The organism is Paracandidimonas lactea (assembly GCF_021653995.1).
Taxonomy (GTDB): domain Bacteria; phylum Pseudomonadota; class Gammaproteobacteria; order Burkholderiales; family Burkholderiaceae_B; genus Allopusillimonas; species Allopusillimonas lactea.
Genome location: NZ_JAJJOZ010000004.1, coordinates 47,025 through 61,251, shown reverse-complemented (window position 1 = coordinate 61,251; position 14,227 = coordinate 47,025). Strand labels below are relative to the sequence as shown.

The 14,227-nt window shown below is 61.8% G+C and carries 11 protein-coding genes; 6 read left to right on the top strand and 5 right to left on the bottom strand.

Annotation, left to right across the window (positions count from 1 at the left end; all coding sequences use genetic code 11):
- Positions 1–14 precede the first annotated feature (14 nt).
- Positions 15–1,061 carry a taurine ABC transporter substrate-binding protein gene (gene tauA / locus LOL23_RS09225; RefSeq protein WP_160979883.1) on the bottom strand — a complete coding sequence of 349 codons (1,047 nt, stop codon included), beginning with the start codon at positions 1,059–1,061 and terminating at the stop codon, positions 15–17.
- A gap of 247 nt (positions 1,062–1,308) precedes the next feature.
- Positions 1,309–1,989 carry an LOG family protein gene (locus LOL23_RS09220; RefSeq protein ID WP_160979885.1) on the bottom strand — a complete coding sequence of 227 codons (681 nt, stop codon included), beginning with the start codon at positions 1,987–1,989 and terminating at the stop codon, positions 1,309–1,311.
- Between LOL23_RS09220 and polA the strand changes: the two genes are divergently transcribed.
- Positions 1,988–4,705 (top strand): DNA polymerase I, encoded by a 2,718-nt coding sequence (gene polA / locus LOL23_RS09215; protein ID WP_237173509.1) that lies wholly within the window; start codon positions 1,988–1,990, stop codon positions 4,703–4,705. The two genes, LOL23_RS09220 and polA, sit on opposite strands and share 2 nt — an antisense overlap.
- Before the next feature lie 122 nt (positions 4,706–4,827).
- Complete coding sequence (locus tag LOL23_RS09210) at positions 4,828–5,613, top strand: dienelactone hydrolase family protein (RefSeq protein ID WP_160979889.1); 786 nt, start codon at positions 4,828–4,830, stop codon at positions 5,611–5,613.
- 64 nt (positions 5,614–5,677) lie between these two features.
- On the opposite strand, the gene LOL23_RS09205 is transcribed toward LOL23_RS09210, so the two are convergent.
- Together LOL23_RS09205 and htpX are read right to left on the bottom strand one after the other, a co-directional pair.
- On the bottom strand, positions 5,678–7,348 hold the full coding sequence (locus LOL23_RS09205) for a Na/Pi cotransporter family protein (RefSeq protein WP_160979891.1): 1,671 nt from the start codon (positions 7,346–7,348) through the stop codon (positions 5,678–5,680).
- 131 nt (positions 7,349–7,479) lie between these two features.
- Complete coding sequence (gene htpX / locus LOL23_RS09200; protein WP_160979893.1) at positions 7,480–8,361, bottom strand: protease HtpX; 882 nt, start codon at positions 8,359–8,361, stop codon at positions 7,480–7,482.
- Between the two features lie 167 nt (positions 8,362–8,528).
- Here htpX and LOL23_RS09195 point away from each other — a divergent pair, with 167 nt between their 5' ends.
- Entirely contained in the window at positions 8,529–9,410 is an 882-nt protein-coding gene (locus LOL23_RS09195; RefSeq protein ID WP_237173508.1) for a DMT family transporter, read from the top strand.
- 76 nt (positions 9,411–9,486) lie between these two features.
- Here the strand turns inward: LOL23_RS09195 and LOL23_RS09190 are convergent, their stop codons facing one another.
- Positions 9,487–10,641 carry an aromatic ring-hydroxylating oxygenase subunit alpha gene (locus LOL23_RS09190; RefSeq protein ID WP_160979897.1) on the bottom strand — a complete coding sequence of 385 codons (1,155 nt, stop codon included), beginning with the start codon at positions 10,639–10,641 and terminating at the stop codon, positions 9,487–9,489.
- 402 nt (positions 10,642–11,043) lie between these two features.
- Here LOL23_RS09190 and LOL23_RS09185 point away from each other — a divergent pair, with 402 nt between their 5' ends.
- Genes LOL23_RS09185 through dxs form a run of 3 tightly spaced genes read left to right on the top strand, consistent with a single transcriptional unit; the run spans position 11,044 to position 14,191 of the window.
- On the top strand, positions 11,044–11,331 hold the full coding sequence (locus LOL23_RS09185; RefSeq protein ID WP_160979899.1) for an exodeoxyribonuclease VII small subunit: 288 nt from the start codon (positions 11,044–11,046) through the stop codon (positions 11,329–11,331).
- 9 nt (positions 11,332–11,340) lie between these two features.
- Positions 11,341–12,255, top strand: coding sequence for a polyprenyl synthetase family protein (locus LOL23_RS09180; protein WP_160979901.1), 915 nt, complete (start codon positions 11,341–11,343; stop codon positions 12,253–12,255).
- Positions 12,256–12,301: 46 nt separating this feature from the next.
- A complete protein-coding gene (dxs, locus tag LOL23_RS09175) occupies positions 12,302–14,191 on the top strand; it encodes a 1-deoxy-D-xylulose-5-phosphate synthase (protein WP_160979903.1) in 1,890 nt (629 codons plus the stop codon).
- Positions 14,192–14,227: the final 36 nt, after the last annotated feature.

Below are 14,227 nucleotides of genomic sequence, written 5' to 3'. Positions count from 1 at the left end.
TTTCTACTTACTTATTACTTCACTTCTTTGGCCGCGGCTTCGGCAAACGAGGCATTCACAAACGGCGTGTAGTCGTCCAGCGCTTTGTTGATCTGGCGCTGGTCTTTCAGGAAGTTGGCGCTGGCGGTGAACGCCTTGGCTGCGCCACCGTCTTTGCCGCCGCCCAGCCAAGTGGCGGAAGCCTGTTCTGCCGCATCGGGGAAGATCAGCAGCTTGAGCGCGGACAGAATGTCCTCGGGCTTGCCGCCGATCATCTTGACAATACCCTTGATCTCGGGAGAGTCAGCCGTGAGGGTGGCGGCCTTCTTGTTGTAGTCGCGATAGGACTCGGCCAGAACCTTGGTGAATGCGGCCATGAACTTCGGGTTCTTGGCCGCCCATTCCTTGTCGACCACTAGGCCATCAAAGGTCGGCACGCTTTTGGCGCCGATCTCGGCCGAATCCGCGATCGTCTTGCCGGTTTTCTGGATTTCTGTCAGCGCAGGCGGCCAGACATAGGCGGCATCAATGTCGCCGCGCTGCCAGGCGGCGACGATCTGCGGCGGCTGCATATTCAGGATCTGTACATCCTTGGCCGGGATTTTCCAGATGTCCTTCATTGCCACCAGCAGGTGGAAGTGCGAGGTGGAGACGAACGGCACCCCCACCTTCTTGCCCACGATGTCCTGGGGTTTCTCGATGCCCGAGCCGTTGCGGGCAACCAGCGCTTCAGACTTGCCGATGTTGTCGAGGATCCAGAACAGCTGCATGTCCACGCCGCGCGTGGTGGCCGCCGTAATACCTGTGGAACCCAGCACGCCCACCGGTACGTCACGGGACGCGAAGGCGCTCGAAATGTCGCCCGCCGAGCTGAACTGGCGCCAATCGACCTTGTAGCCGGCCTCCTTGAGTGCCTTGTCGAAACTGCCGTCGGCGATACTGCTGACGAAAGGCCCGACGATTTGCTGATAACCGACGACAACTTTGGTTTGGGCCAATGCATTTGAACCGGCCAGGGCGAGTGCCCCAGCGGCCAGACCGAACATGGCAAACCTGCGTACACGGGGAATTACCGGGATCATGGTTGTCTCCATTCAGGTTGAAGCGGCATAAGTGTTTTTTCTGCTCGCGACGCCGCCCATGGAAAGGATAGTGAACATTGATCCCGTTTGCGACTAGGTCCAGAAGATTTAATTCTATAGAACCAGTTTTTCGCCTTTGGACTGCTTAATGTCTCAATATCTTGGGCTGGCGCTGTGTACGGCATGCCGTACGCAGCGCCAGCGGCCTCCGGCCTTAAGGGTAAATGCCGATGCCTTTCGGGACGGCTTATTCCGGAAGTACCGGGGCCGTTTCGCGTTCGTGGGAAAATTGGGCGCAGAACATCTCTATACGCCGCATGGCCAGGTCGACATCGTCGGTAATCATGAGCAGGTTGATGTCATTGGGCCCAATCAGCTTGTGGGTGAGCAACTGGCTGCGGATCCAGTCGATGAGGCCAGCCCAGAAGTGGGTACCGATCAGGATAATGGGCGCCGGCGGCACCTTGCCGGTTTGTACAAGTGTCATGACTTCAAACAATTCGTCCAGGGTGCCAAAGCCACCTGGCAGCGCAATATAGGCAGCGCTGTGCATGAAGAAAGTGGCCTTGCGGGAATAGAAATACTCGAAATTGAGGCTGTGCGTCTGGTAATGATTGTTGCTGGTTTCGTGAGGCAGTTTAATATTGAGGCCTACGCTTTTGCCGCCCGCCTCGAAGGCGCCTTTGTTGGCGGCTTCCATGATGCCGGGGCCGCCGCCGGCAATGACGGTGAACCCGGCCTTTGCCAGGCGGGTGCCTATGGTTTCACTGAGCAGGTAATAAGGAGAATCTGGGCGCAAGCGCGCACTGCCGAAAATGCTGACCCCCCAGCCGATTTCCTTTAGGGTGTCGGCCGCGGTTTGCAACTCTGACATAATCCCCGGGATCTGCTGTGAAGCGGTCAGACGGACTATTTTATTGTTTGACATGAAAAAAACCTTGTTACTTGTAGATGGGTCCAGCTATTTATATCGCGCCTATCACGCAATGCCGGATCTTCGTAATGCCAGCGGGCAACCGACGGGCGCCCTGTATGGTGTCATTTCTATGTTACGGAGACTGATCCAGGATTACAAGGCAGACTATGCCGCCTGCGTTTTCGATGCACGCGGCAAGACATTCCGCGAGGATCTGTATCCGCTGTACAAAGGAAACCGCCCCTCTATGCCTGAGGAACTGGCGGCGCAGATTCCCGCCATACACGAGGCGGTTTCAGCCATGGGCTGGCCCGTGCTGTCGGTGGAAGGGGTGGAGGCCGATGACATTATTGGCACCCTGGCCGTCCGAGCCACGCAACAGGGTGTGCAAACGGTGATCTCCACGGGCGACAAAGACTTGGCGCAACTCGTCAACGAACATGTGCAGCTCGTTAATACCATGAGCGGCGAAACGCAGGATGTCGATGGGGTCATTCGCAAGTTTGGGGTGCGCCCAGCGCAAATCATAGACTTTCTGATGCTGACTGGCGACGCGGTGGACAATGTGCCGGGCGTGGCCAAAGTAGGCCCGAAGACGGCGGCCAAATGGCTGAGCCAGTACCAAACGGTGGATGAGCTGGTTGCCCATGCCGAAGACATCAACGGTGTGGCCGGCAAAAACCTGCGCGAAGCCATCCCCAACTTTGCCATGACGCGTGAACTGCTGACGGTAAAAACTGATTGCAGCATCCCAGATATCGGACCTGATCTGAACGCTTTGGTTCCCCGCGCCGCTGACAAGGATGCTCTGGTTCGGCTTTACGAGGAATTTGGTTTTCGCACGTGGTTGCGCGAACTCACCGGCGATCCCACGCGCATCCCCGCCCAGGATAGCCGCCAGCCGCCTGGGCAGCCGGAGGCACCCGCCGAAACCCGCTACGAAACCATTCTCGATTGGGATGCGTTCGAGCGCTGGCTGGCGAGCATTCGCACTGCCGATCTTGTGGCGCTGGACACTGAAACCACCTCGCTTGACCCTATGTGCGCCAGCCTGGTGGGCATGTCTCTGTCTGTCGAGCCAGGTGTGGCCTGCTATATACCGGTGGCTCATCGGGGGCCTGACCGAGTGGCCCAGCTACCCAAGGCTGAGGTGTTGGCACGGCTCAAGCCCTGGCTCGAAGACGCCAGCGCCCGCAAACTGCTGCACAACGCCAAGTACGATACGCATGTATTGCTCAACGAGGGCATCGCGTTGGCCGGCGTCGCCGAAGACACCATGCTTCAGGCCTACGTGCTCGAATCGCACCGCCGCGTCAACATGGAAGAGCTGGCGCAGCGCTGGCTGGGCCGTACCGGCTTGTCTTATGAAGACTTGTGCGGCAAGGGTGCGAAGCAAATCTGCTTCGATGAAGTCGAGGTCGACAAAGCCACCCAATACGGCAGCGAAGATGCCGACTTCACCCTGCAACTGCACCATACACTGCGGCCCCGCGTGGCAGCCGACCCTGGCCTGGAGTTCATCTACAAGCTCGAAATCGACGTTTCCCGTGTGTTGGCCATTGTCGAGCACAATGGTGTGCGCATTGATGCAGGTGTGCTGGCGACGCAAAGCAGCGAGCTTGGCCGGCAGTTGATCGATTTCGAGCAAAAGGCCTATGCCCTGGCCGGCCAGCCCTTCAACCTCAACTCGCCCAAGCAATTGGGCGAGATCCTCTTCCAGCGCATGGGTTTGCCAGTGGTGCGCAAAACCGCCAGTGGCGCGCCTTCCACAGACGAGGACGTACTAAGCAAGCTGGCGCGCGACTATCCTTTGCCAGCCCTGCTGCTCGACTATCGCGGGGTGGCCAAGCTCAAGTCCACCTATACCGACAAGCTGCCGCGCATGATCAATGCCAGGACGGGGCGAGTGCACACGCGCTATGCACAGGCGGCCGTCATCACGGGCCGGCTCGCGTCCTCAGATCCTAACCTGCAGAACATACCTGTGCGCACCGGCGAAGGGCGGCGCGTGCGCACCGCCTTCATTGCCAGCGGCGGCAGCATCGTTTCGGCGGATTACTCGCAAATCGAGCTGCGCGTGATGGCGCATGTTTCCGACGACGAAAACCTGCGTGCCGCTTTCGAGCGCGGCGATGACATCCACCGTGCCACGGCGGCCGAGGTGTTTGGTGTTGCGCAGGATGACGTCACGGCGGACCAGCGCCGTGCCGCCAAGGCGATCAACTTCGGGCTCATCTATGGCATGGGCGAATTTGGCCTGGCGGCCAATCTGGGCATCACCCGCGACGCAGCTCGCTCCTACATTGATCGCTATTTTGCCCGCTATCCGGGTGTTGCGGCCTATATGGAGCAGACCAAGGCGATGGCGCGAGAGCTGGGCTATGTCGAGACCGTGTTCGGGCGCCGACTGTGGCTGCCCGACTTGCGCGGCGCCAAGGGGCCGCGTCAGGCTGCCGCCGAACGGGCAGCCATCAATGCGCCCATGCAGGGTACGGCGGCGGATCTGATTAAGATGGCCATGGTAAAGGTGCAAGATTGGCTCGAGCAGGAAAAGTTGAAAGCACTGCTGGTCATGCAGGTGCACGACGAACTTGTGCTTGACGTGCCGACCGACGAAGTCGATCGCGTGGCCCGGCAATTACCGCAGCTGATGGCTGGTGTGGCGTCGCTCAGCGTGCCGCTGGTGGCCGAAGTCGGAGTCGGACCAAACTGGGAGCAGGCGCACTGAGGCCCGGCGCTTGCTGCTTGCTCCCGTGCGGGGGCGAACATTACATCCGGGCGCTCCTGCAACGGCCGGTTCGTCATTGAACGGTGCGGCGCCCATCCGCAAGCGACCTAAGAGGAGGTGCAATGTCTTATTCGACCATTACCGGCAGTACCGCTGCCGCGATCCACACCCCGGCTGAAGGCCTGCGTGCAGGCGTGGTGGAGATTCCCGCCAAGGATACCGCCCTGCAGGCTTACTACGCGGTCCGCGAAGGCGTGGCGCACCCACCCATTATCCTGGTGGTGCAGGAAATCTTCGGCGTGCATGAGCACATCAAAGATATTTGTCGTCGCTTTGCGCATGAGGGCTATCTGGCCGTTGCGGTCGAACTCTACCAGCGCCAGGGCGACCCCTCGGCATACAGCGAGATGAACCGCTTGATCGAGGACATCGTTGCCCGTGTGCCTGACGAGCAAGTGCTGACCGACCTGGACGCGGCCGCGCGCTGGGCGGTGGCACAGGGTGGAGATGGCGCCCGGCTTGGGATAACGGGTTTCTGCTGGGGCGGGCGTATTGTGTGGTTGTACTGCGCCCATAACCCCGCCTGCAAGGCAGGGGTAGCGTGGTACGGGCGCCTCACGCGCGGGCATGGGCCGCTGCAGGTGCGCAACCCGCTCGATGTTGCCCGCGATCTGCTCGCGCCGGTGTTGGGATTGTATGGCGGCGAAGACACGGGAATACCCTTGGACGATGTGTGGCGCATGGAGGCCGCGCTCGAAGAAGGGGGGGCCGCATCCAAAGCCTCGCACATGAAAGTGTATGATCGCTCGGGTCATGCTTTCTTTGCCGACTATCGCCCCAGCTATAACGCCGAAGATGCCGCTGATGCGTGGCAGAAGACGTTGGACTGGTTCGAGCGTCATCTGTAGGCGTGCCCCGCGCTACGGGTGATGCGCCCGCCGTCGCCGTTACCGCGCGCGGCCCTGGCGCGGGTCAGTTGTCACTGGGCTCGATGTCGCGCAGCCGGTTGGGCAGCAGCGCGTTGTGGCGTGCCAGGATGGGATAGGCCGTGGCTTCCACCATGCAGGCGTTGATGGCCTTGGTGTCGCGCAAGATGTCCAAGTAGAACGAACCCTGGTCGACGTCGTCCAGCCGGCCGGCCTTGATGGTGCGCAGGTGTTGCTCCACCGCCTGCGCCTCAAGTTCGCGAAAACTCCCTTTCTCGAATGCAAGAACCCGGGCGCTGCGCAGGTCTTCGGTCATGAACAGCGCGGCGGCCTGGCGCTGGTTGCGGATCAGGCGGTCTATTGTCTCGGCAAGCTGCTCCTGCTGCCAGGGCTTCAGCGACCAGCCCTTTTTGCGCAGCGTCGCGATGTGCGTCATCAGGCCGTTGGCGGCAATATTGGCGGCATGGGTCATGTTCGACGAAAACGCGACGATATCATCCAGCCGCTGGTGTTCGGTCTTGTTCAGTGATTCCTGATCCAAGGTGGCCAAATAGGCGGCAATATGGCTGTCCAGCTGGTTGATTGCGTTGGCCAGATAGCGGGCCTGGATATGCAGCGGGTGGCCGTCGCGTGTGAACGCCGTACGGGTGATCGACAGCATATTCTGAACCATGTCGCTGATGCGCAGCGCTTCGCGGGCGGCATTGCCCAGCGCGATGCCCGGTACCTCGTGGGCGGACGCATCCAGGTAGCGCGGCTGAGACGGATCGTTCGGATCGGTGCGGCGCGGCAGCAGCCGGCGCAGCAGGCGGGCATAGGGCGTCAGCAGCGGCAAGAAGATCAGCGCCACGGCAATATTGAAAAAGGTATGGAAGTTGGCGACACCTCGTGCGGGATCGCTTGTGAACCATTGCATGACCGCGGGCAGCCAGGGGAGCGTGATCAGGGCGATCACGCAGCCTGCGACGCGGGTGCCCAGGTTGCCGATCGGCAGCCGGCGTGTGGCTGGGTCGTTGCCGCCGGCGGTTTCCAGCAAAGGGTTGACGGCTGTGCCGAGGTTTGCGCCCAGCACTAAGGCAATTGCCAGTGAAGCGCCGATCAAGCCCTGGTGCGCCAGTGACATGATCAGCACGACAACAGCGACGCTGGAGTGCGACGCCCAGGCGAGCACCGCCGCCAGCGCCATCGCTGCCACGGGCTGGTCTGATAGGGCTTCGATCAGCAGCCTGAGCAGTTGTGCATGCTCGACGGGTTTGAATAGCAGCGTCAGTTCGTGCAGAGAAAGCAGTAGTAGGCCCAGGCCAATAAACACGCGGCCAAGGTCGCGCCGTCGCCCCGGCGGATTGCGCCGAAACAGCCAGACACCAAGCAGAATGAGGGGGGGCGCCAACGCGGTGAGCTTGAATGACAGCAGTTGCACAATGATAGTCGTGCCTACGTTGGCGCCCAGCATAGCCGCCAGGCCAGGGCCCAGCGCAAGCAGCCCGCCCGCTGCAAAGCTGCTGATCATCAGCCCCGTGGCAGTGCTGCTCTGCACCGCTGCGGTAATGCCCATGCCGGTAAAGAATGCTTTGGCGCGCGTGCCCAGCGCGCGACCCATCCAGACATGCAGCGCGGCGCCGAATGCCCGTTGCACGCCGGTCTGGACCATGTGCACGCCCCACAGCAACAGGGCAATGTAGCCTCCGAAGTTAAGCAGGGCAAAGATTTCTCTCATGAACGGATCATACCTCGCTGATAGCTGTGGGCCCTGCGGGCCCGCAGGCAATAAAGAGGCCCGGCATTGTGCGCCGGGCCTGCGAGAAGGGCGGGGGGAGGCCGGGTGGCGAGCCCGTCGCTTCTTCCGCCTTAAAGGTGCTGCATGCTCTGCAGCGCGTGGATGCGTGCCTCGAGGGGCGGATGGGAAGCCATCATGGCGCTGATCGAACGACGGCCTGAAATGCCCGCGGCTTCGAAGGTTTTGGGTAGTTCACCGGCCTCGAGCCCGCCCAGTCGGGCGAGCGCGTGGATCATTGGCTCGCGCGAACCGAGCAGACGGGCCGAGCCCGCATCGGCACGATATTCGCGCTGCCGGGAGAACCAAGCGACGATCAGCGAGGCCAGCAGGCCGAACACGAGCTCACAGACGATGACCGTGATGTAATAGCCCGGACCGATATCGCGGTCGTTCTTGAAGATGGCGCGATCCACCAAGTAGCCCACCACGCGTGCGAAGAAAATGACGAAAGTGTTGACCACACCCTGTATCAGGGTGAGCGTCACCATGTCGCCGTTGGCCACGTGTGCGACTTCGTGCCCAAGCACGGCCGTGATTTCTTCTTCGCTCATGCTGGACAGCAAGCCTGTGGAAACCGCCACCAGCGCCTCGTTACGGAAGGCTCCCGTGGCAAATGCGTTGGGCGCGCCTTCGTAAATGGCAACTTCGGGGCGCCCGATGCCGGCGCGATCGGCCAGCTGATACACGGTATCGAGCAGCCAGGCTTCCCGCGCATTGTCGGGACGCTGCGGGTCGATGACCCGTGCGCCGGTGCTTTGCTTGGCCATCCATTTGCTCATCAGTAGTGAAATGATGGAACCCGCGAAACCGATGACGGCCGAAAAAATCAGCAACTGCGTGAAGTCGATGCCGTTGGCACTGAGATAGCGGCCCACGCCCAGGATATTCATCGAGGCGCTCAGCACAATCACCACGGCAAAGTTGGTCAGCAGGTAGAGAACTATACGTTTCATGTAATAGGGATTCCACAAAGCGGCGACAACGAGCGCCTACCGCGAAACAATGGGGGTGAAACGGCGATTTTAAAGTACCTGCCGGGAAATTGGATCGGGCATCGGAGTATAGTATCGGCTTCGCGTCGATTACTTATTTCGGTTGATTACGCATGCAGTCTTTGTGGATGCTACTGGCAAGTCTGATGTTCGCCGGCATGGGGGCTTGTGTAAAGGTTTCCTCGGACTTGGGGGCATCGCTCTCGCACGTCGTGCTGTTTCGCGGCATCCCGTCCGTCCTTCTGCTGTTTGGCTGGGCACTCAGTACCCGCCGCCGCCTCGCGCCCACCAGTTGGAAGCTGCACCTGTGGCGCAATGTATCGGGCATTTTTTCCATGTGGCTGGGTTTTTTCGCCATCTCCAACCTGCCGCTTTCTACTGCCATCAGCCTCAACTATACGGCGCCGCTGTTCATCGCTGGCTGGATGCTGGGCTGGGGCGGCTCCCAGCGCGATTCGGTGCGCATCCTTGCGGTGGTGCTGGGTTTCATAGGCGTGTTGGCGGTACTGCGTCCCAGCCTTGAGCATCAACACGTGCTGGCAGCGGCCAGCGGGTTGGGGGCGGGCGCACTCTCAGCTATTGCCATGATGCAGATCCGTGAGCTGGGCAGGGTGGGCGAGCCTGAATGGCGCACTGTGTTCATCTTTTCGTGCTGTGTGTGCCTGTCCAGCATACCGGGCCTGGCCGTGGAAGGCGTGGCTTCGGTCAGCCCGGGGGGCTGGGCCGCGCTGGTAGGGGTTGGTGTGCTGGGGCTGATCGGCCAGTTGGCCATGACGCGCGCCTTTGGCCTGGGTTCTGCCTTGCTTACCGCCGCGCTTCAGTACACCACCATCATCTTTGCCGCGCTGCTGGGTTATGTGTTCTGGGGCACCATCCCCGATGTGATGGCCTGGGCGGGCATGGCGCTTATCATTGCCTCGGGCCTGTTGTCGACCTGGCGCACCTACACCGAAAACCGAGTGCTTCGAGGTAATGGGGCGGTAACGCAGGCCCCGGCGGCCAAGGCCTAGCGCCCGCGTCGGCGCGTATGCGTTAGCCGACGCTGCGCTGTTGGTGATGCCCGCGCCGCCCCTGCCCCCGCCGCCCTCAATCGGGCAATGCGTCCGGCCCCATCAAGCGGCGATACCATTCGTGAAAGTGCTGCATGCCGTCTTCCATGGGCGATTGGTACGGCCCGGCCTCGGAGACGCCGCGACTCATCAATGCCTTGCGTCCGGCATCCATGCGTTCGGCGATCTCGTCGTCTTCGATGGCGGTTTCCATATAGGCTGCCCGCTGCGCCTCGACGAACTCGCGCTCGAATGCGGCGATGTCTTCGGGGTAGTAAAACTCGACGATGTTGACGGTTTCCTGGGGGCTGACTGGGTGCAGGGTAGACAGCACCAGCACATGCGGATATAGCTCAATCATGTGCGTGGGAAAGTACGTGACCCACACCGCGCCGAACTCGGGGGCATCGCCGTCGCGGTAGGCCATGAGCCGGTCGTGCCAGGCGCGATACACCTCGGAGCCCGGTTGGCTCAGGGCATTGTGCACGCCGACGCGTTGGCAACTGTACCAATCGGAGAACTCCCAGGTGAGATCGTCGCAGGTGACGAAATGCCCAAGCCCGGGATGGAAGGGCGCGACATGGTAGTCTTCGAGATAGACCTCGATGAAGGTCTTCCAGTTGTAGTTGCAACGGTGTACTTCGATGTGATCAAGTACATAGCCCGAGAAGTCGAATTCGGGCCGTTCGAAGAGGCTCGCCATGTCGCGAGCAGGGTCTCGGCCGCCTTCGAACAGCAGGCCGTGGCAGTTGTGCAGCGGGAACTTGCGCAGGTCAAGGCAGGGTGTGGCCGGGAATTGCGGTGCGCCCAGCAGCTTGCCCTGGTTGTTGTATGTCCAGCGGTGTACGGGGCAGACCATATTGCCGCCCGTATCGCGAAGGTTGCCGCTGGCAGGGCTGCCGGCCACGCCGTTGGCGCTGCCGCCCAGCATGATGGCCTGCCGATGGCGGCATACATTAGAGATCAGCTCGACGCCGTTGGGGTTGCGTACCAGTACCCGACCCGCGCCTTCATGGGCAAGTGTGCGCCAATCGCCGGCGTCGGGCGTGAATTTTTCGTTGCCTACATAAAGTGCGGCATTGCCGAAGATGCGCTCGCGCTCGAGCGCAAACAGGGTTTCGTCGAAGTAGCTGCTGACTGGAAGCTGGGTCTGCGCAGGCATGATATGCGCTTGGCGACCGATGTCGGTCATGATTCCCCCCCGCGATGATGAACCAGGAAGAACGTGTGCTCCGGCCCCTGGTGCGAAGAAAAACGGATTGGCCGATGAAATTTTCAGGAACCCGGCATTATACCTGAGATGTCAGCCTTGGCCAGCCGCACGCGCCTGTCCGGTGAAATTGTTACTCCCCCATCGGCCCGCATCCCTTACAATTCCGTTCATGACTACACGCCCGAACGCAAGCCCCTGTCCGTCGGTACGGGGCGGGCCGGGCCCATGCTCATCCAGCGTCGACGGCCCCGTATTGTGGCGAAGCGGTCAGGGCCGAAGGGTCAGGGCTCCTCACAAAATACAAGGCGCCACCCTGTTTTCAGGGTATAAGGGGCCCGCGGGCGCCAACGGGCGCTTTTTGCTTATTTTCCGGATTACGCCATGAATGAAAAAAATCCGGCCACGCAGGCCGGTGATGATGCCGCCCAGGATTTGCCGCAAGATTTCGAAACCGCGCTGGCGCAGTTGGAGGCGCTGGTGGGCCAGATGGAAAGCGGCGCATTGCCGCTGGATCAGTCCATCGCCGCATACGAAAAAGGGGTCGAACTAGCACGCATTTGCCAGCGTCGCCTCGATCTGGCCGAGCAGCAGGTAAAGGTGCTGCAGGGCAATCTGCTAAAGCCCTATACGTCATCGGCCGAGGCGGACGACACGGCGGACGAAGGCTGAGGGCGGCGCATGACGAAACGTGTCATAGATTTTCCGGCCTGGTTGGGCGATCGGGTACGCCATATCGAGTCGGTGCTCGATCAGTTTTTGCCGCCGGCTTCGCGATTGCCGGCCGAATTGCACGAGGCCATGCGTTACGCCGTGCTGGGCGGTGGCAAGCGGGTGCGCGCAGCGCTGGTGTACGCTGCGGGCGAAGCCTCTCTGCCATCCGGCACGGCCGCCTCGCCGCAGCATATTGCCCTTGATCACGCGGCAGCGGCGGTCGAGCTCATCCACGCCTATTCGCTGGTGCACGACGATCTACCCTGCATGGACGACGACGCGCTGAGGCGCGGGCGTCCCACGGTGCATGTGCGCTATGGCGAGGCCACAGCCATGCTTGCCGGCGATGCGTTGCAGCCGCTGGCCTTTGAGCTCCTGGGCATGATGCCGATTGCGCCGGCGCTCATCGTGCAGGCTACGCAGTTGCTGGCCCGCTCGGCGGGTAGTTTGGGCATGGTCGGCGGCCAGGCCATCGATTGTGCCAGTGTGGGGGTCCGGCTCACGGCCGATGACCTGCGCCAGATGCACAGCATGAAAACCGGCGCCATGCTCGAGGCCAGCGTACTGCTTGGCGGCATCGTCGCCGGAGCGGGCTCGGCGGCGCGCCAGGGGCTCGAAAAATACGCTGCCGCCATTGGCCTGGCATTCCAGGTAGTTGACGATATCCTCGACGTTACGGCCGATACCGCGACGCTAGGCAAAACCGCTGGCAAAGATGCCGCGGCCGACAAACCTACTTATGTATCCACCCTGGGCCTGGAAGGCTCGCGCGCACTGTTGCGCCAGTTGCACGAGGATGCCCACGCAGCACTGCTGCCATTGGGGCCGCCTGCCGCGCACCTCGCCTGCATTGCCGATTACATCGTGGGACGCGACCGCTAGTCGTTGCGGTCTAAAATGCGCAATGGGAACAAACCAACTGAACCGTATGACCACTGTTTCACTCGAAGACATCAATTCGCCTGCGGACCTGCGCGCCCTGGATCGCTCGCAGCTTGGCGAGGTGGCCGACCAACTGCGCGCGTTCGTTCTGCAGTCGGTCTCGAAAACGGGCGGGCATCTGTCGTCCAATCTGGGCACGGTTGAGCTAACCATTGCGCTGCACCGCGTTTTCGATACACCCCACGACCGCATTGTGTGGGACGTCGGCCACCAGTCATATCCGCACAAGATCCTCACCGGGCGGCGCGAAGGCATGGCGCGCCTGCGTCAGCACGGTGGTATTTCCGGGTTTCCCAAGCGCAGCGAATCCGAGTACGACGCATTCGGCACGGCGCATTCGTCCACGTCGATCTCGGCGGTGCTGGGTATGGCGGTCGCTTCCCGCAACGCGGGGGTGGATCGCCAGCATATCGCTGTGATCGGCGATGGCGCCATGACCGCCGGCATGGCGTTCGAAGCGCTCAATAACGCTGGTGTCACGCCCGGCGTCAATGTGCTCGTTGTGCTCAACGACAACGATATGTCGATCTCGCCGCCGGTCGGCGCGCTCAATCGCTATCTGGCGCGCCTGATGTCTGGCGGTTTTTATGCGGCAGCCAAGAACGTCGGCCGCGCAGTGCTGCAGCACGTGCCGCCCATGCTCGAGCTGGCTCGTCGTTTCGAGGGGCATGCCAAGGGCATGATGTCGCCCGCCACGCTATTTGAAGAGCTCGGTTTCAACTACGTCGGCCCCATCGATGGCCACGATCTGGACGCGCTCCTTCCCACCCTCGAGAACCTCAAGGCGCTTGGCGGCCTGCAGTTTCTGCACGTCGTTACGCGCAAGGGCCAGGGCTACAAGTTGGCCGAAGCCGATCCCGTCCTGTACCATGGCCCGGGCAAGTTCGACCCCCAAGTGGGCATCCAGAAATCCGGCACGGCATCGCGCCAGACTTTCACTCAAGTGTTCGGGCGCTGGCTGTGCGACATGGCTGCCGCCGACCGCCGTCTGTATGGCATCACGCCCGCCATGCGCGAGGGTAGCGGGTTGGTCGAGTTCGAAAAGCGCTATCCCGACCGCTATTTCGACGTCGGCATTGCTGAGCAGCACGCGGTAACCTTTGCCGCTGGCCTGGCCTGCGAGGGCCAAAAGCCGGTCGTGGCGATCTACTCCACCTTCCTGCAGCGGGGCTACGATCAGCTCATCCACGACGTAGCGCTGCAAGATCTCGACGTCACGTTCGCGCTCGACCGCGCTGGCATTGTCGGCGCCGACGGCGCCACCCATGCAGGCAATTACGATATCGCTTTCCTGCGCTGCGTCCCCAATATGGTTGTTGCCACGCCGTCCGATGAAAACGAAGCGCGGCTGCTGTTGAGCACCTGTTATCGTCACAGCGGGCCGGCCGCCGTACGCTATCCGCGCGGCGCCGGGTGTGGGGCCGAGGTAGATCCGGGGCTGGACGTGGTAGAACTGGGCCGCGGGGTTTTGCGCCGGCAGGGCGGGCGGGTGGCCATCCTGGGCTTTGGTACATTGGTGCCCGCTGCGCTCGAGGCAGCCGAACAGCTCGATGCTACCCTGGCCGACATGCGTTTCGTCAAGCCGTTGGACGAGGCGCTGGTTGTGCAATTGGCCGAATCGCATGATCTGCTCGTAACGGTCGAAGAGGCAGCCGTGATGGGCGGTGCGGGCAGCGCTGTGCTCGAATGCCTTGCCGCCCACGGGCTGCAGGCATCCGTGTTGCAATTGGGCCTGCCCGACGCTTTCGTCGATCACGGCGACCAGGCGGCTATTCTGGCCGGGTTGGGGCTCGACAGCACCGGCATTGCGTCCGCGATCAGAACGCAGCTTGATAGCCTGGCACAGATGGGCGGTCGTTCCGCCGCCGCGTCGTAACGTTGTTTCGGCTTTATGGGTGCCGCCCTGCGCTCG